This window comes from Arthrobacter sp. BG5, assembly GCF_056680155.1.
This window is the reverse complement of the sequence record NZ_CM155268.1, coordinates 1,682,822-1,709,211: the sequence shown is the minus strand read 5'-3', so window position 1 is coordinate 1,709,211 and position 26,390 is coordinate 1,682,822. Positions and strand designations below refer to the sequence as shown.

The window sequence follows — 26,390 nt, the reverse complement described above, 5'->3', positions numbered from 1 at the left end:
CTACGGACGCTGTAAGTCCGCCTCCGCCTGGCCCGGGTCAGGCGCCATGGACCCGATCTGGGCCACTGCGGCCCCGATCGCCAGATTCAGCCCGTCCCGTGTGCGGCGCGTCATTGCTTCCGGGTCGGCCAGTGCGGTCAGACGCGGCAACTCCTCGGCGGCGCGCCACAGCGGGTCTGGCGAGGCTGCATCGATGGCGGAGCCGATGACAATCGCGTCGAGCATGGCGGCCACGGCCAACTGTCGGCCCTGCGCGACGCCGGCCTGGTCAAGGATGGTGAAGAGCACCTCATAAAGTTGCAACGTCAGTGAGTCGTCCACCGCGGCCCCCACCAGTAAGGGGAGGGCCGCGGGGACCTGGGCGGAAGCATCGCGATAGGACCTGACCCACTGTTCCAGCCTGTCTTGCCACGGCAGGCGGGGGTCCGTGAGCTCAGACAAGTCGATCTGCTCGTACAGCGCGCGGCGCATCAGTTTGATGATCTCGGCCCTGCCGCCTGTTACGTGGTGGTACAGCGACGACGGATTAACGCCCAGCTCGGCCGCGATTCCCGGAATAGTGAAGTCGTGCCCCTTGTCCACCAATTTCAGCGCCGTTTCCGCGATGATCTGCGGAGAAAGGATGTTCTTTTTGGGGCGGGCCATAGCTGATTATTGCACCCGGCCGGAACTGTTCCCCGTCGCAGCCACCGGTCTCAAAAGGTGATCACACTCCGCCCGCGGGCTCCGGAACGCATGAGGCGGAATGCCTCGTTGACGCCGCCCAGTTCGAAGCGTTGTGTCACCAGCTCGTCAATGGGAAGCCTCCCGCTGAGGTAAAGGCCGGCGAGCAGGGGAAAGTCGCGGGCCGGGACCGTGGAGCCGTAGTTTGAGCCCAACAGGCGCTTGCCCCCCTCGGCCATTTCCAGGGCATCGATCTGAACCGGGGAGCCCTCCGGGGGCAGTCCGACAATCACTGCCGTGCCGCCGCTGGTCAGGCAGGCGGGCATCTGGGCTATGGACTGGGGCCGGCCGATGGCCTCAAAAACGTAGTCGGCCCCGGTGCCCGTGAGCTCGTGTATCTGCTCGGGAAGGTCGTCCCCGGAAATGACCGTGTGCGTGGCGCCGAGCCGCTTCGCCAACTCCAGTGACTCGGGGCTGATGTCGGCGGCGATGATCGGGTTGGCGCCGGCCAGTGCCAGCCCCATGATGATGCACAGCCCTACTCCTCCTGCGCCAATGACGACGGCGGAGCGGCCCGGTATTACCTGCGCGTCGTTAATGACCGCGCCCACGCCCGTGGCCACGGAGCAGCCGATCAAGGCGGCAACCTCAAACGGCACCTGGTCCGGTATCTTGATGGCTGCCTGTTCTGGGACCATGGCGTATTCACTCATGGAGCCCACGGCCAGGTACGGGAATGCCGGAGCCCCGTCGATTTCCATGGCCGTGCTGCCGTCCGGGAGCAGGCATTCCCCGGCTCTCGACCCTGTGCACACCCAAGGCTTGCCCTGGTGGCAGTTGCTGCACGCCTGGCACGGGTAGAACCAGGTCATGATGACCCGGTCGCCGACGGCCAGAGACTCAACCCCGTCACCAACCGCTTCGACCGTGCCGGCGCCCTCATGTCCGAGGACCGTAGGGCTGGGAAGCGACCAGTCGCCGTCGAGCACGTGCCGGTCTGAACCGCAAACCCCGGAAGCCCCCATCCGGACGAGCACCTGGCCAGGACCGGGGTCGCGCACCGTGACCTTCATGATTTCTAGGTCCGGTGATCCGGGGCCGGTATGGACGGCGGCGCGGCCTACTACGGGCATGGCTCAGGACTCCTTGGCGGGGGCGGTTTCGGCGGGGACCATAGGACGGTTTCGGTAGAACACCCGCATCAGCACCAGATAGGTTGCCGCGGCCAGGACGGCCGCCGGCAATGATGCGGTAACAACGTTGAAGACGGGCTGGGCTTCAAGGGTGATCGGGTTGTACAGCCACAGGTAAAACAGTGCGCCGACTGCGACGGCGCCGAGCCCGGCCCAGTTCACGCCGCCCTTGTAGGAGTACAGCGTGCCCCGCTGCCCCAAGTGGAGCTGGCGCAGATCCATCCGCTGGTGCCGCACGAAGAAGTAATCGGCCAGCGCCGTTCCGCAAATGGAGGTCAGGAAGGCGCCGGAAACGGACACGAAGACCATGAATTGCTCGTACATGAACTGCGGGAAGAAAGTCATGATCGCCGGAGGAATGAAGAACGCGGCCGTGAGTGCCTTCCACGAGACCCGCGACAGAAGCCGTCCCGAGGATTGCCGGATAGCCAGGATCGTGGAGTAGACAATCGAGGACATCGACGTGATGTTGGCGAAGGCGATGAAGATCAGCACGGCCACACCCAGGGCCGGACCCCCGAAGGGCACCATCCAGACCGTGGGGTCGGAATCGCCCAGAGTCAGCGCGGACGCGAGCCCCACGGTCTGGGCGATAAGGGTGGCAATGAACAGTCCGCCGTAAGCCGGCCAGACCGCAGCTTTCCGGCTGGAGGTCATCCGGGCCAGGGAACCCATGATGGGATACCAGGAAACGCCGACGCCGACGTTGAACTCGACGGCGACCATGAAGTTAAGCGTGTTGTCATCGAACGGAGCAAGCGGCGCGGCGCTGAGCAGCTCTTCCACGGAAGTGTTGGAGACGAGGAAAACCATCATCACCACCGTGATGACCGCCAGGCCTGGCGCAATCACCTTGTTGAACTTGCCGAGCGTGACCGGTCCGCGCGAAAGGATGAACCAGGCAATAAGGATGGAAAGGAGCCCGCCGACGGTGACAGCGGGGCCGTACTGGCTCAGCGCCGCGCCGGTGGCGGTAGCGATGACCTGGCTGCCTGCCCTGCCGGCCATGACGGCCAGCAGCGATGACCAGCCCATTTCCGTGATCACGATGACGGTGAAGACCAGCACTGCCACGCCCGCGACGCCGAAAGCGCCACGCAGCATGGTGTACTGCTCGGATCCGTAGCGCTGAGAGGCGACGGTGGAAGCCAGCACCATGAAGCACAGTCCGATGGCGTTGCCGATGATCATGGCTGCAATGCCGTCCTGGAAGCCGACCAGGAGTGCGGTGGAGCCGCCGACAATGAAGGCCCAGGTGGCGATCGCCAGGGCGGTGTTCACCCAGGTGTAATCCCAGCCGGACCAAACGCGTTCGTGCTTAAGGAGCGGAAAGGTCCCGAAGGCTGCTTCGTTTTCCAGCTCAGACGTAGCCTTTGGCGTCGGCGCGGCGCTGGTGCGGGCCGTCACAGGATCACCAGCAGGAGTCCGACGATGCATGCTGCGACCGAGACGAGGACGTAGCCGGTCAGTTCCGACGCCGACAGCGGTTTGCGTGAATCGTCCTGCCACTCGTGGGTCTCTACTGCCACGATGCGGCGCTCGATCTCCTCTGCCACTGCCGGGGACAGGCCCATTTCAGCTAAGTTTGCCGTGAAATGCGGCGTCCGCTCCGGCGGGACGACCCCGGTCCTGGTGGAACCTGATGTGCTCATGTCGTGCCTTTCGTGCGTAAGTTCATTGGAGGGGGTGGAGCAGGCCGGGTCGCCCGGACGGGCGAATTAACCAAATGCGATTTGGTTTCAAAGTATGCTGCCGGTCACACTGGGTGTCAACCAAGTGCAAAGATTCGGTTTGATATGCGGCAGGTGCCGCCGAGGAGGATCCCTTGAGTAACCCAGTTCGTGTCGGCGTGGTGCAGGCGGCCGCCGTGCCAGGCGATATCGAGGAGAACCTTGCGATACTTCGGCGGCTGGTCGCGGAAGCGGCGGAGCAGGGGGCCGCGCTGGTGGTGACGCCGGAGCTGTTTGCGACCGGATACTCGCCAGCCACCGCCTGGCGGTGGGATGGCGCGGAAATCCGCGAGCGGCTCGCAGCTCTGGCCCGTGAGTTGAAGGTGGCGTTGGTGGCGTCTACGATCGACAGCCCTGACGGTGAGGCGCAGGATTCATCCTCCCGCCAAAGCCAGGTTGAGCGGCCGGTACGGCACATAGCGGCGTCGTTCTTCGACCCGGAGGGCGAGGAACTGGTCCGCGTGCACAAGCGGCACCTTTTTGGCGCGGAGGAGAAGGCGTTCATCACGCCGGGACGGGACTACGCGTCGCCGTTTGAGTGGCAAGGCTGGCGGTGGGGGTTGGGGATTTGTTACGACGTGGAATTTCCTGAGTTCGCCCGGTCCCAAGCGGTCGCCGGCGCGCAAGTGCTGCTGGTTCCCACAGCTGTGCCGGAGCTGGAGTACCGCATGGCCGGCAGAACCGGGGCCTGGGGATATTCCGCGACGGCGACATCTACACTCCAGGTTCCGGCCCGGGCGCTGGAAAACGGCGTCTTCATTGCTTACGCCAACCATTGCGGCCCGGGATTTACCGGTCACAGCTGTCTTGCGACTCCTTTCGGCCGCAACGCCGCGCTCCTTTCCGGGGGTGACTCCGTGGCCGTCATGGAAGTCGATGCGGAAGCTCTTGAGTGCGCCCGGGGTTTGAACGTCTACCTCGAGGATCTTCCACCGCTCTGATCCTGGACGCGGAGATCTTGGATCTGTACCGCTCCAGCAGGCTTCCTTTGGGAAACTTCGCAACCATCCGGCGCCGTTGCCGGACAGCCTCGACATCCCGCTTCCAAGTACCATCGTTGGCAATGTGATGCGCGGTTCCCGGGCGATCAGCGAAGGTATGGCGTTCCAAGTGCCTGGCCATCGGTCATCCACCATGCTTTTATTTTGATTTCCGCCGCGGTCCCGGCAAGAGTCGGAAAGGATGAAGCGATGAAGACTCCGTTGCGCCTGCGCTGGGACGAATCAGGCCAGGAGCAGCTGCTCGCCCGGGCTGAAGCGTTGCTCCTGCGGCGAGGACGGTGTCTTCTCGGAATCGCCGGGGCGCCAGGTGCCGGAAAATCCACAATCTCCGAATGGTTGCTGAAGCACCTGCTCACCAACCACCCCGGGCAGGTCGCCCTGGTCCCGATGGACGGATTCCATCTGGCGCAGTCGCTGCTGGAGTCCCGCGGGCTTGAGCAGCGCAAGGGCGCGCCGGACACCTTTGACAGTGTCGGCTACGTCGCCTTGCTCCGCCAGCTGCGCTCGGAGACGTCGCGGGAGATCTTTGCACCGGCATTCCGCCGGGAAGTCAACGACGCGATCGCCGGGGCCATCGCCGTCCCCCCGCAGACACGACTGATCATCACCGAGGGCAACTATCTGCTTCTTGAACGGGACCCCTGGAGCGAGGTTGCATCCCTCCTGGAGGAAACCTGGTTCGTGGAACTCGAACAGCACGAACGCCTGCGCCGCCTCACCGCCCGGCACCTGAAGTTCGACAAGGACGCCGGCATCGCCGAATGGCGTGCAACCGGCAATGACGAACGCAACGCCCGCCTGATAGCAGCAGGAAGTCAGCGGAGCACGCTCATCATCGAGCACACGCCGGCGACCGTCTCGGTGCCCGGCCGCGAGTAAGCAGTCGGAACCCGGAACGCCGGCAAGTTAGTCGGACTGCTTGCGCAGTGCTGCCCAGGCTTGGAAACCGCCGATAAGGTCGGTCGCGCGGGTCAGCCCCAGCCGTTGCAGGGTGTGTGCAGCGAGGCTGGAGCTATAGCCCTGATTGCAGACCACCACGATCCGCCGAGCGGGGTCGCCGGCGATCGGGAGCCGGTGGGGGCTGGAAGGAGCGAGCCGCCACTCAAGAACGTTTCGGTCGATGACGACCGCTCCCGGAAGATCGCCGTCGCGGTCTCGCTGACCCACCGGCCGTGTGTCAACAACAAGGGCGCCCTCCGCCATCTCCCGCTCGAGATCCGAAGCGGCAACACGCTCGAGCCCGATGCGGCTCTCCAGTAGTAGTTGGTCGATGGTAAGAATTCCGAGAGGATCGCCCGAACCTAGACTGCGTTGGCAGATCCGGACGCCGTCGTCGGAGATAGGACACTGCTCCACCGCTTTCCTCCCATTGCCTGCTGATCGGTCGGTCGTTCCACCATGCAGCGCAATGATGGGCCGGTGCAAGGATGGGTATCTTCATATCCGGCGCTATCTGCCCGAAACCCAGCGCCAGCCGGCCATCGACTGGATGAACCTTCCTGAACGGGCCGGCAACTGCCCCTCCTGGCGTCTGTGAAAATCCGCACATTTTCTGTCGAATCAGGGCAGAGTTGTTCGTAGTAAAGGTGAGCGGCCGCCCAGGAGGGGCGCCCCAAACCGCAGGAGATGACTCGAGATGCAGTATTTGCTGTCCGTGATTCACGACCAGCTGGAACTCGCTCCGCCAGACGAGATGGCGGCCATCGACGTGTTTAATGATCGTCTCCAGGCCGAGGGCCACTGGGTTTTCGCCGGCGGTCTGGGATTCCCCGATACGGCCACCGTCATCGACAACCGGGGCGAGTCTCCGGTGGTGACCGACGGGCCCTTCGTGGAGTCGAAGGAGCACCTCGCCGGCTTCTGGATCATTGAGGCCCCGGACCTCGACGTCGCGCTGAAGCTCGCCGCCGACGGGTCGGAGGCCTGCAACCGGAAGATCGAGGTGCGGCCGTTCCTGTGAACGGATCCGACGTCGGCGGCGCCGTCACCCAGGCCTACCGGGAGAACTGGGCCCGGGTGGTAGCCGCCCTGACCCGTCGTTTCGGTGACCTCGACCTCGCCGAGGAGGCAGCGGCAGAGGCGTTCGCGGTTGCCGTTGAGCGGTGGCCGTCCGACGGCATCCCCGCCAACCCCGGTGCCTGGCTGACCACCACGGCCAAGCGCAAAGCCATCGACCGGCTCCGCCGCGAGAACAAACGCGAGGGCAAACACCAGGAGGCCCAGTTGGTGTTCGACGACGACCGCCCGCCTGAGCCGCTCGGCGCCATCGACGACGACCGGCTCCGGCTGATCTTCACCTGCTGCCACCCGGCGCTCGCGCTGCAGACCCGCGTGGCGCTGACCCTGCGCATGGTCGGCGGGCTGACCGTGCCGGAGATCGCCCGGGCCTTCCTCGTGCAGGAAACCACCATGGGGCAGCGGATCACCCGTGCGAAGGCCAAGATCAAGGCCGCCCGGATCCCGTATCGGGTGCCGTCCGCGGAGGATCTCCCGGCACGCATCTCAGGCGTGCTCGCCGTGCTCTACCTGGTCTTCAACGAGGGCTACCTGGCGACAGGACCCGAAACCGACCCCGTCCGCTCCGACCTCACCGCCGAGGCGATCCGGCTCACCCGCCTGCTCCGGGCCCTCATGCCGGACGACGGTGAGGTGGCCGGGCTGCTGGCCCTGATGCTCCTCACCGAGGCCCGCCGCCCCGCCCGGATCTCCGCCAGTGGTGAGCTCGTCACCCTGGACGAACAGGACCGGGGAACCTGGGACGCGGCGCTGATCGCCGAAGGCCACCGCCTGGTGCGGGAGCGGCTGGCGTCCGGGGCGCCGCCGGGGCCGTACCAGGTCCTTGCGGCGATCAACGCCGTGCATACCTCTGCCCGCGACTTCCGCGACACCGACTGGTCCCAAATCGTCGCGCTCTACAACCAGCTGGTGACCATCGACGCGTCGCCGATCGTCGCGCTCAACCGGGCCATCGCGGTTGCCGAGCTGGACGGGCCGGACGTGGCGCTGGCCGCCGTCGACCGGCTCGAAACCGACCTGGCCGGCTATCACGCCTACCACGCCGCCCGCGCCGAGCTGCTGCACAGGGCGGGCCGCAATCCGGAGTCGCGACTGGCTTACGACAAAGCCATCAACCTGGCGGGCAACTCGGCCGAGGCCGCCACCCTACGACGACGCCGCGACCAGTTGCCCTCCTGAGCCGTGGTCTGCCATCAGAGCGGCTCCGTGCCAGAATTTCAGCCATGGAGCCTATGGATTGTCTGGTCATCTACGTCCCCACCGAGGCTGCGGGCGCTGTGCGGCAGGCCATTGGCGATGCCGGGGCAGGCAGGCTGGGCAACTACTCGCACTGCTCGTTCAGCGCCGAAGGCACCGGGCGCTTTACGCCGCTGCCGGGCGCGAACCCGGCCATCGGCGCCGTCGGTTCCCCCGAGGAAGTCCCGGAAACCCGGATTGAGGCCATTTACCCGCGGTCCCGGCGCAACGCCGTCGTCGGTGCGGCCCTGTCAGCGCACCCGTACGAAATGCCGGCGTTCATGACTTTCCCGGTCGACGCCAGCCTGCCGGACGGAACGGGTCCCGTCCGATAGCGGCCGCTCGCCCGCGCCGTCACACCGTGCCGGCGTCCGTCTGAGCATCTGTCCCCGCATACGACGCCGAGACCCGGCGGTAGACCGGGGCGAGGAAGGCCAGCAGCGCGGCCGCGATCAGGATGACTCCCGAGATCAGGAACACGAGAGCAATGCCGCGGGAGGTCCCCTCGCCCAGCAGCGGGGCCAGCTGGGCGGCCCCCTCAGCGGACCGCGCGTAGGGGATGATCCAGACCTGGGCGATCGGCGCGATGAGGAACGCCGTGACCGGCGCCGCCGCGGACTCGAACGCCATGGCGAATCCGAACACCCGCCCCTGCCGGTGCAGCGGCACCACCCGCTGAATGACCGTCTGCTCGGCGGCCTCGACCACAGGCACCAGGACCAGGTACAGCCAGATGCCGGCGATGTACAGCCAGGCCCACTCCCGGAGCGTGAACCCCGCACCGAGGAGGCCCATCAGGATCACCGCGACGAGCATGGTGCGCAACGGGTTGGATCCCAGTCCGAATTTGTTGATCAGCGCCCCGCCCACGATGAAGCCGGTGGCCCCAAGCGCGAGATAGGTCCCCCACAGTTCTACCGGGAACATTTCCAGGCCGTAGGGGTCCATCAATGCCATGTAGACGCCGCCGATGAAATTGTTGAACGTGGAGAAGAGAATCAGCGCGAATAGTCCGGCAACGGCCGCGACGGCGGCCAGGGAGCCCCGCAGATCAAACCCGCCCTGCGCGTCCGTGGCGGCTGCGCGGACCTCCTCGGGCATGCGCAGGGTAAGCACGTGCGCGAAGGCCAGCGCGGTGAGCGCCACGGCCACGACAATTGTCCAGCCCATGCCCAGCAGCCCGACCGACACCCCGGAAAACACCGAGGTGACGATGAACATCAGCCCCTGCACCATGCCGACCAGCCCATTGGCGTTGGCCCGCCGGTCCGGGTCGATCAGGATGGTCACCGTGGCGGCGAGCGCGATGTTGCGCATGTTCTCCACCACGGCACCGAGCAGGACGATCAGCATGAACGCCCAGAACCACGGCTGGGCCAGGTCCAGCAGCGAGTCGGCGGGCGTCAGCAGGAACATCACCCCCGAGAGCACAAACATCGCCAGGGTGAAGGCTGCCGCAAAACGCATGACGGCGAGCTTGCGGTAGCGGTCGACGTAGGTACCGAAGCTGATGCTGGACAGGGCGATCAGCAGCATGTACGCGCCGCCGACCACCCCGGTGGCGATCACGTTGCGCGTCCCCAAATACACCCAGAACGTCAGCGCGAACCACAGGTAACTGGTGGTGATATTGGCCAGGCCGGTGTTCAGCAGGATCCCGTTGAAGGTGCGGGACCGCTGCTGGGAACTTCGCAAGGGGGTGTCGACGGCGTCGGGGGCCACAGCGGTGTGCGGCGGGACCGGTTCGTACTCGGTCATGCGTCCCAGTGTAGTGACGACCCGCCGGTAGGAATACGGCCGCGGCTCGGCGGAAGCCGGCTGCGCTGCTACGGCGGCGTCAGTCCATGGGCACGGCCGTACGACGGCGGACTGCAACCGAGCGGGCACCCAGCCCTGCCAAGGCGACGGCGAGGGCCAGCAGGACGGTCGGTCCTGCTCCGCCGGCGGGTCCAAGGGTGGCCGCCAGGATCTGCCGGCTCATCAACAGCATCTCCTGCAGGTCGCCGGCCGCCACCCGCGTCCCGAGGACGTAGTTGACGGAGATAAACAGGGCGGGAACCACCCACAACAGGACCAGGTCCACCAGCCACACCGCGGCACGCCGCGCGGGACGAAGGCCGCACCACGCCAGGACGCAGCCCACCAGGATGGCGGGGATCCAGCGAGCGGCCGTCGGCACCGCTGCCGGTATGTGGAGGGGCCCAACGACGCCGGCAACCCACTCCACCAGCCACGACGCAAACGGCACCGCCACGAGTCCGACGCCCAGTGCCACCAAGGCCCGCGACCCCGAAGAAACCAGCAGGAGCGCGACAAGGGCCGCAGCGAGGGATAAGACCACGCCCGCCAGCAGCCCGGCGAAGTAGAGGCGGGCCATCGATCCGCCCGCCAGTCCTCCGTCGAGCACGGTGAAGGACTGGACGGCCGCCGTGACCTGGACACCGAGAACCCCGGCTGCCGCGCACCACGTCGCCAGCCGACGCCGGGCGGCGGACCAGAGACGCACCGCGAGTCCGGCTGTCGCGCCGCCCACGGTGAGGAGGGCGACGATGGTGGTGAGTTCGTACTGGCTGAGCGGCAGAAGTGACACCGGCATCCGGTCCGGGGCGACGTCGGCGGCCCACAGGTTTTGCAGAGGCAGCTGCGCCCCGGTCATCAACCAGGGTCCCAATCCGAGAAGTCCTGCCAGGATGCCGATCAGCCCGCCCCGCATCGCGTCGCGGGCCGGAGCGTGGCCCGGCCGGTTACCGGTGACCGTCAGTTCGGTCGTCTGCTGGCCCACGGAGGCTCCTTGATAAAAGGGTCAGGGGGAACCAGCGCAAAGAGGCCAGCCCATCCGGATACTATACCGAATGGATTAACTGGCTGCGGGTAGTCGCGAAGCGGGCCCTTTCATGCCCCGGAGTGCTCACGCACCCGCGCGAGCCATTCAACCAGCAGGGCGTGAGCCAGGGCGGGCTGCTCATGCAGCAGGGCATGGCCGGCGCGATCGAGGACAGCAAACGTGCCGCGGGTGTACTGCGCGGCAACGTCCGCCGGGGCCGCGTAACCCGCGGTGGAATCCTGCCGTCCGGCCAGAATCAGGACAGGATGGGCATAGGTCTTCGCGGTCTCCGGACGATCCTGCAGCTCCCAGCGCGAAAAGATCCGCATCAGGGCGGCCTCGTCAACGAGCGGCGCCGCCGGGGCTACGGCGTCCCGGAACCGGCGCAGCGTCTCTGCCGTCTGGACCACGAAGTAGCCGCGGTAGGAGGCCTCGAGCTCCGGGCTGAGACCTATGGCCGGGCCGGCCGACGACACAACAACGGTGTGTTCCGGCACGCTGGCGGTGCGGGCGCCCACCGGGCAGATCAGCGCGAGCCCGATGACCTGCTCCGGTCTCTGCTGGGCAATGGCACGGGCCAGGTACCCGCCATAGGAGTGGCCCAGGACAAGAAGAGGCCCGGTGCCGATGGCGTGGTCGATGAAGCCGAGCAGGAGGTCCAAGACATCATCGTTGCTGGCGATGGTGGCGGGCGCCGGGGTGTGGCCCATCCCCGGCAGGTCCGGGTACAGGCGCCGAAACCCGGGAGCAGCAGTGAAGACCGGTTCAAGGGCGTGGGCGATCTCGCGGTGGTCCACACCGGCGCCGTGCAAGGCGAGAACCGGCGTGCCGCTGCCGGACTCGACGTAATGCACAGGCACCCCGCGGACCGTAGCCTCCATTCAGCCAGTGTAGAACGGACGCCCTCAGCGCGGCCTGGCCCGTGAAGCGGCAGCAGCGGCGCCGTCGAGGGTCCGGCGGCGCAGGCTAGCGGCTGCTCACCTGGCCGAACAGCTTCGCAAGCGGCGCGAGCACCAGCGGACGGGCGGCATACCACCCGGCAACGGTGACGGCGATGGCGGCCGCGAACAGCCAGAACCCCACCCAGTTCACCTCGTCGGTGCCGCCGAACATATGGTTCAGGTTCCGCAGCGCACCGGTCGCGAAGACCAGGAACACGTGGACGAGAATGAACAGCACAAAGAACAGCATCGTCGGGAAGTGGAGTGCGCGCGCAACCTCCACCGGGTAGGCCTTGTTCAGCGTCGTCGCGTTCTTCGGCCAGAACTCGCTCATGCGCACCCCCGTGATCACCGCGAGCGGGGCCGCGATGAACACCACCAGGAAGTACATCAGCTGCTGCAGGCTGTTGTAGTTCACCCAGCCGTTCTCCACCGGCCAGTCCAGGGTCATGTACTGCAGCAGTGCGGAGAGCGCGTTCGGGAACACCTCCCAGCTGCTGGGGACAATCCGCAGCCAGCGCCCGGAGGCGAACAGCAGCACCGCGAAGATGAGGCCGTTGGCCAGCCACAGGATGTCCAGCGACTGGTGCAGCCACAGGTTGATGCTGATCTTTTTGCCACCGCCCTTCGGCGTCCAGAACGCCGGCGGCTTCTGCTGGGTTCGTACCTGGTAGCCCGAGCGGATGATGAGGACCATCAGGAACAGGTTCAGGAAGTGCGTCCACTGCGCCCACCACGGGAAGCCGGACTCGGCGGCTTCGGGCAGGGGGTATTCGCCGGGGTATCTCCGGAGGAACTCCGGCACGCCGGGCAGGGTGGTCACGCCGCGCGCGGCGAGGATAAGGATCGCGGCGGCGGCCACGGCGCCGACGGCGAGGAGTACAACGCGCTTGATCCACTGGCCGAGGGTGCGTGAGCCGTAGAGCCTTGCTGCGGCTTTGGGCCGCACGGGCTTTGCGGCCTTTTCAGCGACGACGGGCGGTGCCGCCGCGGCCGGGGCGGCTGCGACCGCGGGGGATTCGGCGATGACCGGTTCATTCGGCGCCGCCGGCGGCTCTGCTTCGGCAACGGTCTCAGCGACGACGACGGCGGCTGCTGCGGTGGCCGGAGCGGAAGCCGTGGCAACAGGCTCGGGAACAGTCTGCACCTCAGGAGCGGGAACTGGGACGGCAGCGGCTGACGGAGCCAGTCCGGCCGGAGGCCACGGCTCCCCACCGGGAACGCGGGGGAGCCCGCGGCGGAGCTGAATGGATCCCGCCGTCGGGACCGCCGGTGCAGCGGAGGGAGAAGGCGCAGCCGGCGCCGCGGCCGGGACTGCTTTCTCAACAACAGGAGCAGGAGCAGCAGCAGGAGCAGGAGCAGCAGCAGCGAGCGCGGACGCGTGCTCGGCTACTGGAGCGGGAGCCTCGGACGCGGGCACCACCGATGCCGGAACGTCGCCGGCCGGCGGCCAGGGTTCGCCGCCCGGCACGCGCGGCAATCCACGGCGAAGCTGCCGCGCACCGACGCCCGCACGAGCCGCAGGAACGTTTGCCGAAACGGCGGTTCCTGCAGGAACGTCTACCGCCGGACCGTCTACTGCGCGCACCGGAGCGGACACCGCCGTCGACTCTGGTGCGGTTTCCTGCACAGCAGCCGCGGAGGCAACCAGGCGCGCGGGCGCCTCGCCCGCGGCCGGCCAGGGCTCGCCGCCCGGCACGCGCGGCAGACCCCGTCGAATGGACCCGGAATGAGTTGCCATCGCTACTTCTTCCGGGCCTCAAGGGCGCTGATCAGCTGGGGCACCACCTTGAAGACGTCGCCCACCACACCAAAATCGGCGATCTCGAAGATCGGCGCGTCCGCATCCTTGTTGATGGCGACGATCGTCTTCGCGGTCTGCATGCCGGCCCGGTGCTGGATCGCGCCGGATATGCCCAGGGCGATGTACAGCTGGGAGGATACCGACACTCCGGTCTGGCCCACCTGCTGCGTCTGCGGGACGTAGCCGGCGTCCACTGCGGCCCGCGACGCACCAACGGCGGCGCCGAGCGTGTCGGCGAGCTGTTCGACCAAGGCGAACTGTTCCGCCGAGCCGAGGCCGCGGCCGCCCGCGACAACTTTCGCGGCGCCCCGCAGCTCCGGCCGTGTGGTGGCGGCGACCGCCTCCTCGAACGAGTCGATCCGCGCGGCAGGCTTCCCGGAGGACGTCACGGCCAGGGTCTCCGACGCCGGCGGCTGGGCCGTGGCCCGCGCTTCGATGGAGCCTTGGCGGACCGTGATGACCGGCGCGCCGAACGTGGCCGTGGACGTCACGTTGTAAGCGCCGCCGTAGACGGAGTGGTGTGCCACCACGCCCTCGTCATCACGGGACACACCGACGGCGTCAACGCACACCGCCGCCCGCGCACGGGCGGCGTAACGGCCGGCCAGGTCGCGCCCGTTCAGCGAATGCGAAACCAGGATCGCGTCCGGCTGCACCAGCTCCACCGCGGCGGCAAGCGCGTCAACGCCCGGCACCCCGAGGGCAGACGGGTCCGGCGTCTCAGCGACCAGCACACGCGCGGCACCCAGGTCCGCGGCCTCCGCGGCGGCGGCGCTCCCCGCGCCGGGTTCGGCCAACACCAGGGCAACCGGGGTGCCGGCGCCGGCGGCAGCGCCGAAGAGTCCGGCCGCAGCTTTTTCGAGTTCACCGGACGCCCGGGTTTCCACGACGACGAGGACTGCGTCACGAGGGAAGTCAGTCATGTCGTTTCTCCTACGCCAGTCGGTTTTCGATCAGGAACGCGGCGAGCTTCTCGCCGGCATCACCCTGGTCAACGAGCTTCACGCCCGCCGCACGCGGGGGCTTCTCCGCCACCGCCAGCATGATCGACCGCGCCGCGTCCGGGTCCTCGGCCGTGACCCCCAGGTCTGCGAGGCTCAACACCTCAAGGGGCTTCTTCTTCGCGGCCATGATTCCCTTGAAGTTCGGGAAACGCGGCCCGGGGAGTGCCTCGGTAATCGAGATGACCGCGGGCAGGTCCGCCGATACCTGCTGCACGCCGGATTCAACGCCCCTGGTGCCGGAGACGGTGCCGTCGTTGATCCGAACGGAGCTTAGGCCGGTGGCAAGCGGCACCTCAAGCAATTCTGCAAGCATCGCGGGGACCATGCCGCCGGAGCCGTCGGTGGAAACGTTGCCGGTGATCACCAGGTCAAACCTCATCCGGCGGACCGCCGCGGCGAGGGTCTCGGCGGTCAGCACCAGATCGGCACCCCGGAGCGACTCGTCACAGACGTGCGTGGCGCTGCCCGCGCCCATCGCCAGCGCCTTGCGGATCGTCGCCGTCGCACCCTCGGGAGCCAGGGACAGGACGGCGACGTCGGTGCCCTCGTGCGCGTCGGCGTAGGTCAGCGCCAGTTCCAGCGCCCGCTCGCCAATCTCATCAATGACTGTTTCGCTGGCTTCGCGGTCGGCGAGGCCGGTTTCAAGGTTCAGCTTTCGGTCCCCGTAGGTGTCGGGGACCTCCTTGACTAGGACGACAATCTTCATCGATGACTCTTCCTGTGGCGGACACGTCCCTGCAGGCGGGACGTGTCGGATCTCCCTAGAGTCTACGAAAGGGGGTACCTTTTTGCCTGACCGGGCCCGTGTCGTCAGCGGACGACGGCGAGGCCTCCCGCCGTCGTCCGCTTGAGAGTGCGCCGAAGCGGGCCCGCCGCCGTCGCTATGCTGTAAGCCAACGCGACGATGGGGGGACAGGTGGGAGCATCTGCCGGGAGCTCGTCTGCTGCGGAATCAAAGCTCCGTCGCCATCCGCCCTTCGTGCGGTTCTGGCTGGCCTCAACGGTGTCCGATTTCGGCACCTATATAACGTCCGTGGCACTGTCTGTCCTGATTCTGGTGACGATGGACGGGACAGCCCTTGACCAGGGCCTGGTGAATGCTGCGCGCTGGGCGCCGTATCTGCTTTTCGGCCTGGTGGCGGGGGTGTGGATCGACCGGCTTCCGCGCCGCACAGTGCTTATTGGCGGAGACCTCGGCCGCGGCCTCATCCTGGCGGGCGTGGCCCTGGCGGCGGCAGCCGGATTGCTTTCCGTCCCGGCCCTGATAGTCCTGATATTTGCCTTTGGAATACTGGCGCTGACAAGTGACGCCGCGTATCAGAGCTTCCTCCCGCAGCTGGTCCCCAGGCCCCTACTGACCAAGGCCAATGCCCGGCTGCAGCAAAGCGATACCGTGGCACAAACCACCGGTGGGGCGGTAGCCGGCGGTCTGGTCGCCCTGGTGACAGCGCCCTTCGCCTTGTTGCTGGACGCTGTCTCCTATTTCCTCTCCGCCGCGGTCCTGCTGACCCTGGAGCGGCCGTCGCAGCCCCCGGTTCGAAGCACACAGCGGCTCCACCGGAAGGTCGCGGAGGGTCTTCGCTGGGTCTACGGGCATCCATACCTGACGCCCCTGGCGTGCAGCACCCACATCTGGTTCATCGGCTCATCCATCCTCGCAACCGTGCTGCCGGCGGTGATTCTGAACGACCTTGGATTGGGCGCCGTCGGTCTGGGCCTGGTCATGGGGTGCGCCGGGATTGGGGCGGTCATCGGCACCACAGTTTCCACCCGGGTGGGCCATCGCTGGGGCACGGGCAGAACCATGGTGATGGCACGGATGGCCCAGCCGGTGGCAATCGCGGTGGTGGCCCTCGCGCCCATCGTCGCCGGCGGCACCCGCGCGGGGGAGTCATATGGCTCCCCGCTGCAGTGGACCGGGGACATGTGGGCAGCTTTCGCTCTCATGGGCACAGGGCAACTGCTCTTTGGCGGGGCAATGGGCGTCGAAGGGCCACTGGAAATGGGATTTTGCCAAGCTGTCACCCCGGACAGCCTGCTCGCCCGGATGAGTGCCACGATGCGTTCAGTAAACCGCGGAATGATCGTCATCGGCGCCCCGCTAGGCGGGCTGATCGCCACCCTGGCAGGTGCCGATACCGCGCTCTGGGTTTCCGTCACGGTTCTTCTGCTGGCCTCACTGGTGCTCCTTGGCTCCAGGTTCCGAAGCGCACGGACCGAGGACCAACAACTCTCCGACGAGGAAGCACTCACGCACTGAATAGAGGCCGGGCCCACGGCGCCGGCTGGGATGACAAGCGTCCCGTTCTCAGGCCCCCTTTTCGCCTACGGCGCCCGGCGTTAGGATGCCGTGTGACCTTCACCCACGGCTACGCGGACAACGGCGGCCTCCGCATGTACTACGAGGTTCATGGCCCAGCGGTGCCCGGCCAGCCACCGCTGCTGCTCATCCCGGGCGGCGGTTCCACTATCGGCACCAACTTCGGTGAACTGATCCCGTTGCTGGCCGGGCAGCGCCAGGTGATTGCGGTGGAGGAGGAGGGCCACGGCCGCACCCAGCCCACCAGCCGCCCGCTCACCGCAGAAAACTCGGCCGGCGACATCCTCGCCGTGCTGGACCAGCTCACCGTGGAGACGGTGGATGTGCTGGGGTTCAGCGCCGGCGGGCACACCGCCGTCGCGCTGGCGATCGCGCGGCCCGGCTCTGTCCGGCGGCTCATCGCCGCGTCGACCTTCGTCAGCCGCGACGCCGTCCCGGATGAGTTCTGGGACTCCATGGCGCAAGCCACCCTGGACGACATGCCCCGGACCTACCAGGACGAGGACCGCCGGCTCAATCCCGAGCCCGGCCACCTGGAGCGATTGTTCGAACTGGACAGCGGGCGCATCCGGGACTTTCCCGGCTGGTCCGACGACGAACTGGGCACGATCACGGCCGCCACGCTGGTGGTGTGCGGCGACCGGGACATCGTCACGCCCGGGTATGCCGCGCGGATGGCCGGTGCCATCCCGGGCGCCCGCCTGCTGATCGTCCCCGGCGGGCACGGTGACTACCTCGGCGAGAAGGACGCCAGCGGCGGGGACATGCGCGCCATGCACGCCACCGTCCCACTGCTGCTGCGGTTCCTCGACGTCTAAGACGCCCTCCGCCGGGACGCGGATTCAGGGCAGCGGCAGGGGGCGCATACGCAGCGGTGCCAGGAACAGGATGGTGACGACGGCTGTGATGGAACCTGCCGCCATGATGGACGCCAGCACCACGATCTGGAACAGGCCGGCGGCCAGGGGAGAGATACCGCCAAAGATCGCCCCGACGAAGGCACCGGGCAGGGTGACCAGGCCCGTGGTCTTGCTCTGGTCGGTTGAGGGGATCAGGGCCGAGTACACGGCCCCCCGCGCCAGCTCGGCCGTGGATTGCCGGGGCTTCGCGCCAAGAGCCATCCACCCTTCCACTTCCTCCCACCGGGAGATCACCGTCTGGCTGAAATGCCGCCCGGCGAGGGTGGTGATGGACATGGCGTTGCCAATCACGATGCCGCCGATGGCCAGGGCATAGCGGGGTGTGAACTCGATGGCGCCGGTGGCGAAGACGACCGCCAAGGTGGCAATCACCCCCGCGCCCATTGCGGTGCAGACGTGCCCGAACATGGTCCAGTCCCAGCCGAGGCGTCTGGTTGCCGTGGCCGCTGCGACGGTGAACATGACGAGCAGTGCAACCCCGACGAGGAACGCGTTGGTGATGATGCCGCTCAGCACCAGGCTGATGGCAGCCAGTTGCGCGGCCCCGCGGAGAATAGCCCAAGCCGGCGCAAAGCGGGCCGGCACGCGGTACAGCGATAGCACCGCGACTGTGAGGGCCACCAGGACGGCGACGCCGAACAAGGTCGCGACTACGCCGCCGGGCTGGTTCATAGCGTTAGCTTAGTAGTCGCTTAGGCGGGTTACGGCAGCCGCGATGGGCGCAGGACGGTGGCGTCGCCCGCGCGGTCAGGAGCCAGCGGCACCGGGCTGATCAGCACTGCCGGGCCGCGGTGCAGGACGCCGTCGAACAGGACCTGGCACCGCACACCGCCGCGCCCGCGCATGGCCTTGTGGGCGCCCGGGGCGAGCATCTCATCCATCCAGGCGCACGGGTGGGCCGGCCGCCCTGCCTTGAGCCGCACCCGGCCTCCGCGGGATTCCAGCGCGAAGTCGTGGCCAAGCAGCGGCGCCAGATGCGCTCCCCGGACGACGACGTTGCGGCGCGTCAGCAGCGGGTCAAGTGGTGCCGTGCCGAGCTCGGCGGCGATGGCTTCGAGGGCCTCGACGGCAAAAACGGTGACGGCGGCATCCATGTGGGCGGCCTTGCCGAAGAACCGGTCGCCGAGGATTCCCTTGCCGGCCACAAGCGTCGCCTGGTCGGCGTCCGTGGTGGGGACGTCGGCTGCGCCCTCGCGGGCCCGGCCGAAGTACGCGTGCGCCGGCGACACGAGCAGGTGCAGGATCTCGATGGCGTACCGGTAGCTGGCGGTCATGGCACCAAACTATCGTCTCGGAGGTTTAGCCCGGTACCGGCCACCCGCCTCCTATTCATTATCTTGACGATATCTTCACTATGACGGACGATCGTGGAATGGAACATCACGGCCTCGGCCCAGCAGCAATGGAGCTCCCCGGCGTGGAGGATCAGGCGGAGCGCGCGATGACCGCCGTCGGGGCCCTGGTCCTGCAGCTGCGGCGGGAAGCCGGGTACAGCATCGGCAGCCTGGCGGCCGCAGCCGGCCTCAGCCCGGGCCTGCTCAGCCAGATCGAGCGCGGCCAGGGCAACCCGTCGCTGACCACGCTGATCAAGTTGTCCCAGGCCCTGAAAGTGCCGGTGGGCCGCTTCTTTGATACCCGGGACCAAGGCGGGGCCCTGGTCCGGCGCGCTGACCGGCGGCGCCTTGAAGTCGCCGAGGACAATCTGATCTATGAACTCCTGACCCCCCACATGAGCGGCCAGCTCGGCATGCTGCGCGCGCAGATCGCCGCCGGGTGGGACAACGAGGATGCGCCCTTCAAGCATGCCGGCGAGGAGTGCGTGACCATGGTGCAGGGCAAGCTCCATGTCTGCGTCAACGGCGTGGGGTACGACCTGGAGGAGGGCGATTCGCTGACCTACGACTCCTCGCTGCCGCACTGGTACCGCAACTCGACGTCGGAGGACGCGGTGCTGATTGGCGCTATGACGCCGCCGTCGTTCTAGGGAAGCCTGTTGCGTCCTGTTCAATTTAATGAACAAATCGCGTCTTAAGTGTTGACAGGGATGGCGGGCCGCCCAAATACTGAGGTGAGCGCGCGGAGCCAGCTGGCGGCCGACGCCAGCCGCAGCCGGCCGATCAGGCCAGGCCCGTCCACCACTCCAAGGGAACCTGCCCATGACGTCAACCACCGCTACAACAACCGCCGTCCCATCCACCGCAGCGCCGAGTGCAGCCGCGCTCGCCTGGACCGAGAAGCTTGTCTCCTTCGACACGACCAGCCGCAATTCCAACCTCGAGCTGATCCACGGCATGGCGGACGAGCTCACCGCCCACGGCATCACACCGCTGATCGTCCCCAGCCCGGACGGCAACAAGGCCAACCTTTTCGCCACCATTCCGGCCCACGACGGCACCGTCACCGGCGGCATCATGCTCGCCGGCCATACCGACGTGGTCCCCGTGGACGGCCAGGCGTGGGACAGTGACCCGTTCGCCCCTGAGGTCCGTGAGGGGCGGCTTTATGGCCGTGGCACTACCGACATGAAGGCGTTCAGCGGCGCGGTCCTGGGCTTCCTGCCGGAGTTCCTCTCCCGTCCGCTGGCGGAGCCGCTGCACTTCGCCTGGACCTACGACGAAGAGGTGGGGTGCCACGGCGCCGTCGTCCTCCTGACCGAGCTCGCGGCCCGCGGGATTCATCCCCGGGTCGGTTTCGTCGGGGAGCCGACCAGCATGCGCCCGGTCTCGGCGCACAAGAGCAGCCAGCTCTACCGCGTCACTGTCAGCGGGATTGCCGCCCACTCGTCCATGACCTCCACCGGCGTCAACGCCATCGAATACGCGGCCAGGTCCATCGCCTTCATCCGCTCCCTCGCCGACGAACACCGGCTGTCCGGCCCGTTCGACGAGAGCTTCGTGGTCCCGTACACCACCGCCAATGTCGGCGTCGTCAGCGGCGGCGCCGCCGTCAATACGGTGGCCGAAAAATGCGACTTCGAGTTCGAGTTCCGGACCATTCCGGGCGTCGACCCGGCGGCAGTGATAACCCGCATCGAGGACAACCTGGCCGGGCTCCGGGCCGAAATCCAGCAGGAAAACCCCGCTGCGGACATCCGCATGGCCCCGCTGGGCACGGTGCCCGGACTCAGCCCCGACGGCCCGCGCATCGCGCTGGAATTGGCCCAGGACCTCACCGGCCACGCGGTCGAAGAATCCGTGGTCTACGCCACCGAGGCCGGCCTTTTCCAGCAAGCCGGAATCGACACCGTGGTGTGCGGCCCCGGCAACATGGACCAGGGCCACACCGCCAACGAATACATCGAGCTGACCCAGATCGCGGCCTGCGAGGACTTCCTGCAGGCCCTTGTCACCCACCTCTCTACTACTGAACGGACCGCCAAGCCATGAGCCACCAGACCGCCACCGGTGCGGGATCGAGTCAAGAGGTCCTGGACCCCCGTTCGCCTTCTGACCTTGCCTTGCAGCAAAGCAACGCCCGCAAAGCCGTCGTTGCAGCCTCCATCGGCAACGGCCTCGAGTGGTTCGACCTGATCGTCTACGGCACGTTCGCCGTCACCATTTCCAAGCTGTTCTTCCCGACCACCAGCGAAGCCGCGTCGCTGCTCTTGACCTTCGCCTCGTTCGGCGTTTCCTTCATCATGCGGCCGCTCGGCGGCATCATCATCGGCCGCTACGCGGACCGGGCTGGCCGCAAAGCAGGCATGCTGGTTTCCATCCTCGTCATGTTTGTCGGCACCCTGCTGATTGTTGTCGCACCGACGGCCGCCGCGATCGGCGTCGCGGCCAGCATCCTGGTGCTGATCGCCAGGCTGCTGCAAGGTTTCGCCACCGGCGGGGAATTCGGCACGGCAACGGCCTACCTGATTGAGTACGCGCCCAGCCGGAAGGCGTTCTACGGCAGCTGGCAGGTGGCAACCCAGGGCGGCGGCATTCTGCTGGCTGGTATCTTCGGCTTCGTCCTGAACACCTACCTCAGCACCCAGTCGCTGGACTCCTGGGGCTGGCGGCTGCCGTTCATCTTCGCGCTGGCGATCGGACCCGTGGGCTGGTACATCCGCTCGAAGATGGAGGAGACGCCGGAATTCCTGGCCACGGAACGGTCCGCCGCGCCCCTGCGGGAGACGTTCATCGGCAACGGCGGCCGGCTGTGGGCCATCGTGGGCGTCGTCTCGCTCGGATCCGTGGGCGTCTACATCGCCCTGTTTATGCCCACCTACGCGATCGTGAACCTCGGGATGCCCAAAGCCGTGGCCTTCCTCTCCACCCTGATCTTTGGGGTGGTCATGAGCCTTGGTTCCCCGTTCATCGGCATGCTCGCGGACAAAGTCGGGCCCGCCCGGGTCATGACCTGGGCCGCCGGCGGAACCATCGTCGTCGGCATCCCGGCATTCCTGGGGCTTATTGCCGCGCCGGAGCTGCCCACCATGATCGTGGTCGAACTTGTCCTGTCCGTGCTGGCCACCGCCTACTTCGCGCCGCTGCCGGCCATCATGTCCTCGATGTTCCCGGCCCGAATCCGGTCCACGGGGCTCTCCCTGGGCTACAACATCGGCGTCACCGTCTTTGGCGGGTTCGCTCCCTTCATCCTCACCTGGCTGATCGGCAGCACCGGCTCCCTGCTGGTGCCCGGTTACTACCTCGTCGCCGTTGCGGTGATCGCCGCGGTGAGCCTGACCATTTCCCGGAAGGTGTACCGCCAGGCCTGACCGAGGCGCCCGCGCGAACGGCTCCCGGCCGAGTCCCGGGCGGAGAATATATGGAACGCCCCCGGCAGCTGCCGGGGGCGTTCCTGGCTAATCCGGGGCCGGATACAGGCCGAAGTATTCCTCAAGAATCCGGTCCCGGCGCTACGCCAGAGGTCCGCGTTGGTCCTTCGGATCCCGGGTGGGCAGCAGTGGTGCGTTCAATGATCTCGTGGGCAATGGCGTGGACCTTGCGGTTTGTGTCCTGGCTCATCTTGTTCATCAGCTCGTAAGCCCGGTCGGCGTCGATTCCGGTGCGTCCCATGAGGATGCCCTTGGCCTGCTCGATGGCCGCCCGGTTGAGCGCTGACGCGGCGACCGCCTCGGTGGCGAGCTGGTGGCGGTCGGTGTGGATGGACTGGGTGAGGTCCACGATCACGCCCCAGACGCCGACGGGCGTGGACCCGTCGAGGATGTAGTCCGCGGAGAAGAGCAACTTATGCTGCTGGTCCTTGCGGTCGCGGATGGACACGTAGATGGACAACGGGCCGCCGACGGCAGCCACCCGCTCCCAGTAGGCCTGGACCTTGGGCCGGTCCTCAGGCTCGATATGGGGCAGGGCCATCTCCATGGACGGGACCACTTCGCCCCGCTCATACCCGTAAATGCGGTACAGACCATCCGACCAACGGAATGCACCGTCCGCGAAGTAGTATTCGACCAGCCCGGTGGGGCAGTCGAGAAATTCATCATGGGGAATTCCTCGCGCCACGGATCCGGGATATTTGCTGTTGGATGTCATTGACGGGGCCGTTCGAAGTGCTATTGCCCCGGCAACCCCCGCCTGGGCTTGAAAAGACCAGAATATAGCAGGGAGTGGCCGGTGAGGCGGGCAACCACCGTCCCGTTGGTGCTGCGGTTCCTCGGCGAGTAGTTCGGACCGCCTCGGCGACGACCGCCACGGAGACGACCGCCACGGAGCAGGTTTTCCCCGCGGTGTCCGGCATGCTGCGCACCAACCCGGCTACAGTGCTGACGGAAGCCGCACGAATGAACGGTACCCTCCAGGTGCCTGTCCCGTCGGTAGCACAAGTCCGTACCGGCCCAACGAGGAGCCTTCCGCCGTGACCCTGGAAATACCGATCCCGCTGCCGACGCACACCGTTGTTGCTGAGCTCCGCGCGGTGCTCGAAGGGACCGTGGATGACTCCTCGCTGGCGCGGGCGCAATACGCCACCGACGCCTCCAACTACCGGGTGGTTCCCGAGCTGGTAGTGCTGCCCAGGAGCCGCCGGGATATCGAGGAAGCGGTGGCCATCGCGCGGAAACACCGCATGCCTGTGACCGTGCGCGGCGGCGGCACCTCCTGCGCCGGTAACGCGATCGGCCCGGGCATGGTGCTGGACGTCTCCCGGTACCTGAACCGCGTCCTTGCCATCGACCCCGAAGCGGCCACCGCCGTGGTGGAACCCGGGGTGGTGCTCAGCGACCTCCAGAACGCGGCCGCCCCGTTCGGGCTGCGGTTCGGCCCGGACCCGTCGACGGCCATGCGCTGCACTCTCGGCGGCATGATCGGGAATAACGCCTGCGGACCGCACGGACTCTCCTACGGGCGCACCGCGGACAACGTACTGTCCATGACCTGGCTGACGGGTTCGGGTGACATTGTCACCGCCGGCTCCGGCCCGGACGCCCTCGAGGCCGTACCCGGGCTGGCCGCCTTCGTGTCGGAAAACATGGCCGTCCTGAGGACCGAATTCGGGCGGTTCGGCCGGCAGATCTCCGGGTACTCCCTGGAGCACCTGCTGCCCGAGAAGGGCCAGAACCTCGCGGCCGCCCTTACCGGCACCGAGGGAAGCTGCGGGATCCTCCTCGAGGCAGAGCTCAGGCTCGTTCCGAAGGCGGTGGCCCCTGCCCTGGCCGTGCTGGGCTACCCGGACATGGCCACCGCAGCCGACGATGTCCCGGCGCTGCTCCCCTTCAGCCCGCTGGCACTGGAAGGGCTGGACGCGAAGCTCGTCGACGTCGTGCGCCGGGCGCACGGCCCGGCCAGCGTCCCGGCACTTCCCGCCGGCGACGGCTGGCTGATGGCCGAGATCGGCGGCGCCACGGCCGAAGAAGCCCTGGCATCCGCCGAACTTCTGGTCGCCGCCTCCAGGGCGGATGCTGCGGTGGTGCTGCCGGCCGGCCCCGAAGCCACCCGCCTCTGGCAGATCCGGGCGGACGGCGCGGGACTGGCCGGACGCACCGCTTCCGGGCAGCAGGCCTGGCCCGGATGGGAAGATTCCGCCGTACCACCGGAGAGGCTGGGCAGTTACCTGCGCGGCCTGGAACGGCTGATGGATGAGGAAGGGCTTTCCGGGCTGGCTTACGGCCACTTCGGCGACGGGTGCGTCCACGTCCGCCTCGACTTCCCGCTGGACAGCGACGGCGTGCTGATGCGCCGCTTCCTCGAGCGCGCCGCGGCCCTGGCAGTCGAACACGGCGGATCGCTCTCCGGCGAGCACGGCGACGGCAGGGCGCGGTCCGAACTGCTCTCCACCATGTACAGCCCCGCAGCGCTGCGGGCCATGAGTGACTTCAAGGCCCTTTTGGACCCGGAAGACTTGTTCAACCCCGGGGTTGTGGTCCGGCCGTCACCGCTCGACGCCGACTTGCGCCGGCCCCAGGCGCTGTCCCTGCGCGCCAGTGACGGATTCGCTTTCTCCCACGACGGCGGGGACATCACCAAAGCTGTGCACCGTTGCGTCGGGGTCGGGAAATGCCGCGCGGACCTCGGCCCCCAAGGCGGTTTCATGTGTCCGTCCTACACCGCTACCCGCGAGGAGAAAGACTCCACCCGCGGCCGGGCCCGGGTGCTCCAGGAGATGCTGAACGGCGGCGTCGTGACCCTCGGCTGGTCCTCCCCGGAAGTGCATGACGCGCTCGACCTGTGCCTGAGCTGCAAAGCCTGCGCCAACGACTGCCCCACCGGCATTGACATGGCAATGTTCAAGTCCGAGACCCTGCACCAGACCTACAAGGGACGGATCCGTCCGCTGAGCCACTACACGCTGGGCCGCCTTCCCCAGTGGCTGCGGCTCTCCGCGCCGGCAGCACCCCTGGTCAACCTCGTGGGCCGCCTCCCGCTGCTGCGCCGGACCATGATGGCGCTGATGGGCGCCGACAGCCGCCGGTCCCTACCGCCGTTGCCCCGCACTCCGTTTCGAAAAACGAAGGAAGGCCGGAACCGGAACCATGGGCCGAGGGGCGGGCACAAGGTCCTGCTCTGGGTCGATTCGTTCTCCGACGCGCTGGCGCCCGAGGTCGCACGCGACGCCGTCGACGTCCTCGTGGCCGCCGGCTGCGACGTCGAACTCGCCGCCCCCGGGGCGTGCTGCGGACTGACGCTCATCTCCACAGGCCAGCTGACGGCCGCAAAAGCGAAGCTGCGCGCCACGGTGGACCTCCTCCTGCCGCACGTCCGGGACGGCCGGACCGTGGTTGGCCTGGAGCCCAGCTGCACGGCGACGCTGCGCTCGGACCTGGTGGAACTCCTAGCCGACGATCCCCGCGCCGCGGAGCTGTCGGCCGCCGTGAAAACTGTCGCTGAACTCCTGGCCGCGATCGACTGGACGCCGCCGCCTGCCGCGGAAAAACTCCTCGTTCAGCCGCACTGCCACCACTATTCCGTGATGGGCTACGGGGCCGATGAGGCCCTGCTGGCAGCGATGGGATGTGACATCGAAACCTCGGCCGGCTGCTGCGGACTGGCCGGGAACTTCGGCATGGAAAAGGGGCACTACGAGGTGTCCGAGAACATCGCCCGGCGGGGGATTCTCGCCAAGGCAGAGGCCCTGCCGGATCACAGCATCGTGGCCGACGGCTTCTCCTGCCGCACGCAGGTCCGGGACCTGGCCGGGTTGGACAGCCGGCACCTGGTCCAAGTCATCGCGGACGCCCTGCGCGCCGAACGGCGGCGCGCTTCTGTCCCGAGCGGGAATGCGGCCGGCGCGAGCAACGACGGCGACGGAGGCCCGCCCCGCTAGAATTCAGGTGTGAAAGCACATGTGTTTGC

At 67.5% G+C, this 26,390-nt stretch carries 25 protein-coding genes; 11 read left to right on the top strand and 14 right to left on the bottom strand.

Annotated features, from left to right (window positions below; genetic code table 11):
- Genes AC1MBE_RS07875 through AC1MBE_RS07860 form a run of 4 tightly spaced genes read right to left on the bottom strand, consistent with a single transcriptional unit; the run spans nucleotide 1 to nucleotide 3,508 of the window.
- Complete coding sequence (locus AC1MBE_RS07875; RefSeq protein ID WP_479782178.1) at nucleotides 1-645, bottom strand: TetR/AcrR family transcriptional regulator; 645 nt, start codon at nucleotides 643-645, stop codon at nucleotides 1-3.
- Nucleotides 646-695: 50 nt separating this feature from the next.
- Complete coding sequence (locus AC1MBE_RS07870) at nucleotides 696-1,796, bottom strand: alcohol dehydrogenase catalytic domain-containing protein (RefSeq protein WP_479782176.1); 1,101 nt, start codon at nucleotides 1,794-1,796, stop codon at nucleotides 696-698.
- Between the two features lie 3 nt (nucleotides 1,797-1,799).
- Entirely contained in the window at nucleotides 1,800-3,293 is a 1,494-nt protein-coding gene (locus AC1MBE_RS07865; protein WP_479782174.1) for a purine-cytosine permease family protein, read from the bottom strand.
- Complete coding sequence (locus AC1MBE_RS07860; RefSeq protein WP_479782172.1) at nucleotides 3,260-3,508, bottom strand: hypothetical protein; 249 nt, start codon at nucleotides 3,506-3,508, stop codon at nucleotides 3,260-3,262. The genes AC1MBE_RS07865 and AC1MBE_RS07860 overlap by 34 nt, the downstream gene beginning before the upstream one ends.
- A gap of 173 nt (nucleotides 3,509-3,681) precedes the next feature.
- Between AC1MBE_RS07860 and AC1MBE_RS07855 the strand changes: the two genes are divergently transcribed.
- The gene (locus AC1MBE_RS07855; protein ID WP_479782170.1) at nucleotides 3,682-4,527 is read left to right on the top strand and encodes a carbon-nitrogen hydrolase family protein; all 846 of its coding nucleotides are present in this window, start codon (nucleotides 3,682-3,684) and stop codon (nucleotides 4,525-4,527) included.
- Between the two features lie 249 nt (nucleotides 4,528-4,776).
- Nucleotides 4,777-5,466, top strand: a complete 690-nt coding sequence (locus tag AC1MBE_RS07850; RefSeq protein ID WP_479782168.1) for a nucleoside/nucleotide kinase family protein — start codon at nucleotides 4,777-4,779, stop codon at nucleotides 5,464-5,466.
- Between the two features lie 27 nt (nucleotides 5,467-5,493).
- Here the strand turns inward: AC1MBE_RS07850 and AC1MBE_RS07845 are convergent, their stop codons facing one another.
- Nucleotides 5,494-5,943, bottom strand: coding sequence for a rhodanese-like domain-containing protein (locus tag AC1MBE_RS07845; RefSeq protein WP_479782166.1), 450 nt, complete (start codon nucleotides 5,941-5,943; stop codon nucleotides 5,494-5,496).
- A gap of 280 nt (nucleotides 5,944-6,223) precedes the next feature.
- Here AC1MBE_RS07845 and AC1MBE_RS07840 point away from each other — a divergent pair, with 280 nt between their 5' ends.
- Genes AC1MBE_RS07840 through AC1MBE_RS07830 form a run of 3 tightly spaced genes read left to right on the top strand, consistent with a single transcriptional unit; the run spans nucleotide 6,224 to nucleotide 8,174 of the window.
- On the top strand, nucleotides 6,224-6,547 hold the full coding sequence (locus tag AC1MBE_RS07840; protein ID WP_479782164.1) for a YciI family protein: 324 nt from the start codon (nucleotides 6,224-6,226) through the stop codon (nucleotides 6,545-6,547).
- Entirely contained in the window at nucleotides 6,544-7,782 is a 1,239-nt protein-coding gene (locus AC1MBE_RS07835) for an RNA polymerase sigma factor (protein WP_479782163.1), read from the top strand. The genes AC1MBE_RS07840 and AC1MBE_RS07835 overlap by 4 nt, the downstream gene beginning before the upstream one ends.
- A 44-nt stretch (nucleotides 7,783-7,826) precedes the next feature.
- Nucleotides 7,827-8,174 (top strand): hypothetical protein, encoded by a 348-nt coding sequence (locus tag AC1MBE_RS07830; protein WP_479782161.1) that lies wholly within the window; start codon nucleotides 7,827-7,829, stop codon nucleotides 8,172-8,174.
- 19 nt (nucleotides 8,175-8,193) lie between these two features.
- Here AC1MBE_RS07830 and AC1MBE_RS07825 read toward each other — a convergent pair whose 3' ends face one another.
- The 6 genes from AC1MBE_RS07825 to AC1MBE_RS07800 form a co-directional block, all read right to left on the bottom strand.
- Complete coding sequence (locus AC1MBE_RS07825) at nucleotides 8,194-9,597, bottom strand: MFS transporter (protein ID WP_479782159.1); 1,404 nt, start codon at nucleotides 9,595-9,597, stop codon at nucleotides 8,194-8,196.
- Nucleotides 9,598-9,676: 79 nt separating this feature from the next.
- On the bottom strand, nucleotides 9,677-10,621 hold the full coding sequence (locus tag AC1MBE_RS07820; protein ID WP_479782157.1) for a hypothetical protein: 945 nt from the start codon (nucleotides 10,619-10,621) through the stop codon (nucleotides 9,677-9,679).
- Nucleotides 10,622-10,731: 110 nt separating this feature from the next.
- Nucleotides 10,732-11,544 (bottom strand): alpha/beta fold hydrolase, encoded by an 813-nt coding sequence (locus AC1MBE_RS07815; protein WP_479782155.1) that lies wholly within the window; start codon nucleotides 11,542-11,544, stop codon nucleotides 10,732-10,734.
- An 85-nt stretch (nucleotides 11,545-11,629) separates the two neighbouring features.
- Complete coding sequence (locus tag AC1MBE_RS07810; RefSeq protein ID WP_479782153.1) at nucleotides 11,630-12,751, bottom strand: cytochrome b/b6 domain-containing protein; 1,122 nt, start codon at nucleotides 12,749-12,751, stop codon at nucleotides 11,630-11,632.
- Nucleotides 12,752-13,347: 596 nt separating this feature from the next.
- A complete protein-coding gene (locus AC1MBE_RS07805) occupies nucleotides 13,348-14,331 on the bottom strand; it encodes an electron transfer flavoprotein subunit alpha/FixB family protein (protein ID WP_479782152.1) in 984 nt (327 codons plus the stop codon).
- A 10-nt stretch (nucleotides 14,332-14,341) separates the two neighbouring features.
- Nucleotides 14,342-15,118, bottom strand: a complete 777-nt coding sequence (locus AC1MBE_RS07800; RefSeq protein WP_479782150.1) for an electron transfer flavoprotein subunit beta/FixA family protein — start codon at nucleotides 15,116-15,118, stop codon at nucleotides 14,342-14,344.
- Between the two features lie 198 nt (nucleotides 15,119-15,316).
- Between AC1MBE_RS07800 and AC1MBE_RS07795 the strand changes: the two genes are divergently transcribed.
- Complete coding sequence (locus tag AC1MBE_RS07795; protein WP_479782148.1) at nucleotides 15,317-16,672, top strand: MFS transporter; 1,356 nt, start codon at nucleotides 15,317-15,319, stop codon at nucleotides 16,670-16,672.
- A 92-nt stretch (nucleotides 16,673-16,764) separates the two neighbouring features.
- Complete coding sequence (locus AC1MBE_RS07790) at nucleotides 16,765-17,550, top strand: alpha/beta fold hydrolase (protein ID WP_479782146.1); 786 nt, start codon at nucleotides 16,765-16,767, stop codon at nucleotides 17,548-17,550.
- 24 nt (nucleotides 17,551-17,574) lie between these two features.
- On the opposite strand, the gene AC1MBE_RS07785 is transcribed toward AC1MBE_RS07790, so the two are convergent.
- Together AC1MBE_RS07785 and AC1MBE_RS07780 are read right to left on the bottom strand one after the other, a co-directional pair.
- Nucleotides 17,575-18,324, bottom strand: a complete 750-nt coding sequence (locus AC1MBE_RS07785) for an ABC transporter permease (protein ID WP_479782144.1) — start codon at nucleotides 18,322-18,324, stop codon at nucleotides 17,575-17,577.
- Nucleotides 18,325-18,353: 29 nt separating this feature from the next.
- Nucleotides 18,354-18,926, bottom strand: coding sequence for an MOSC domain-containing protein (locus AC1MBE_RS07780; RefSeq protein WP_479782142.1), 573 nt, complete (start codon nucleotides 18,924-18,926; stop codon nucleotides 18,354-18,356).
- Between the two features lie 98 nt (nucleotides 18,927-19,024).
- Here AC1MBE_RS07780 and AC1MBE_RS07775 point away from each other — a divergent pair, with 98 nt between their 5' ends.
- The 3 genes from AC1MBE_RS07775 (at nucleotide 19,025) to AC1MBE_RS07765 (ending at nucleotide 22,357) form a co-directional block, all read left to right on the top strand.
- Nucleotides 19,025-19,636 carry a helix-turn-helix domain-containing protein gene (locus AC1MBE_RS07775; RefSeq protein ID WP_479782140.1) on the top strand — a complete coding sequence of 204 codons (612 nt, stop codon included), beginning with the start codon at nucleotides 19,025-19,027 and terminating at the stop codon, nucleotides 19,634-19,636.
- Nucleotides 19,637-19,808: 172 nt separating this feature from the next.
- The gene (argE, locus tag AC1MBE_RS07770; protein WP_479782139.1) at nucleotides 19,809-21,038 is read left to right on the top strand and encodes an acetylornithine deacetylase; all 1,230 of its coding nucleotides are present in this window, start codon (nucleotides 19,809-19,811) and stop codon (nucleotides 21,036-21,038) included.
- A complete protein-coding gene (locus AC1MBE_RS07765) occupies nucleotides 21,035-22,357 on the top strand; it encodes an MFS transporter (protein WP_479782137.1) in 1,323 nt (440 codons plus the stop codon). Before argE ends, AC1MBE_RS07765 begins: the two co-directional genes overlap by 4 nt.
- A 121-nt stretch (nucleotides 22,358-22,478) precedes the next feature.
- On the opposite strand, the gene AC1MBE_RS07760 is transcribed toward AC1MBE_RS07765, so the two are convergent.
- Nucleotides 22,479-23,105, bottom strand: a complete 627-nt coding sequence (locus AC1MBE_RS07760; protein ID WP_479782135.1) for a PAS and ANTAR domain-containing protein — start codon at nucleotides 23,103-23,105, stop codon at nucleotides 22,479-22,481.
- Nucleotides 23,106-23,457: 352 nt separating this feature from the next.
- On the opposite strand from AC1MBE_RS07760, the gene AC1MBE_RS07755 reads away from it, so the two are divergent.
- On the top strand, nucleotides 23,458-26,361 hold the full coding sequence (locus AC1MBE_RS07755; protein ID WP_479782133.1) for an FAD-binding and (Fe-S)-binding domain-containing protein: 2,904 nt from the start codon (nucleotides 23,458-23,460) through the stop codon (nucleotides 26,359-26,361).
- Nucleotides 26,362-26,390 lie beyond the last annotated feature (29 nt).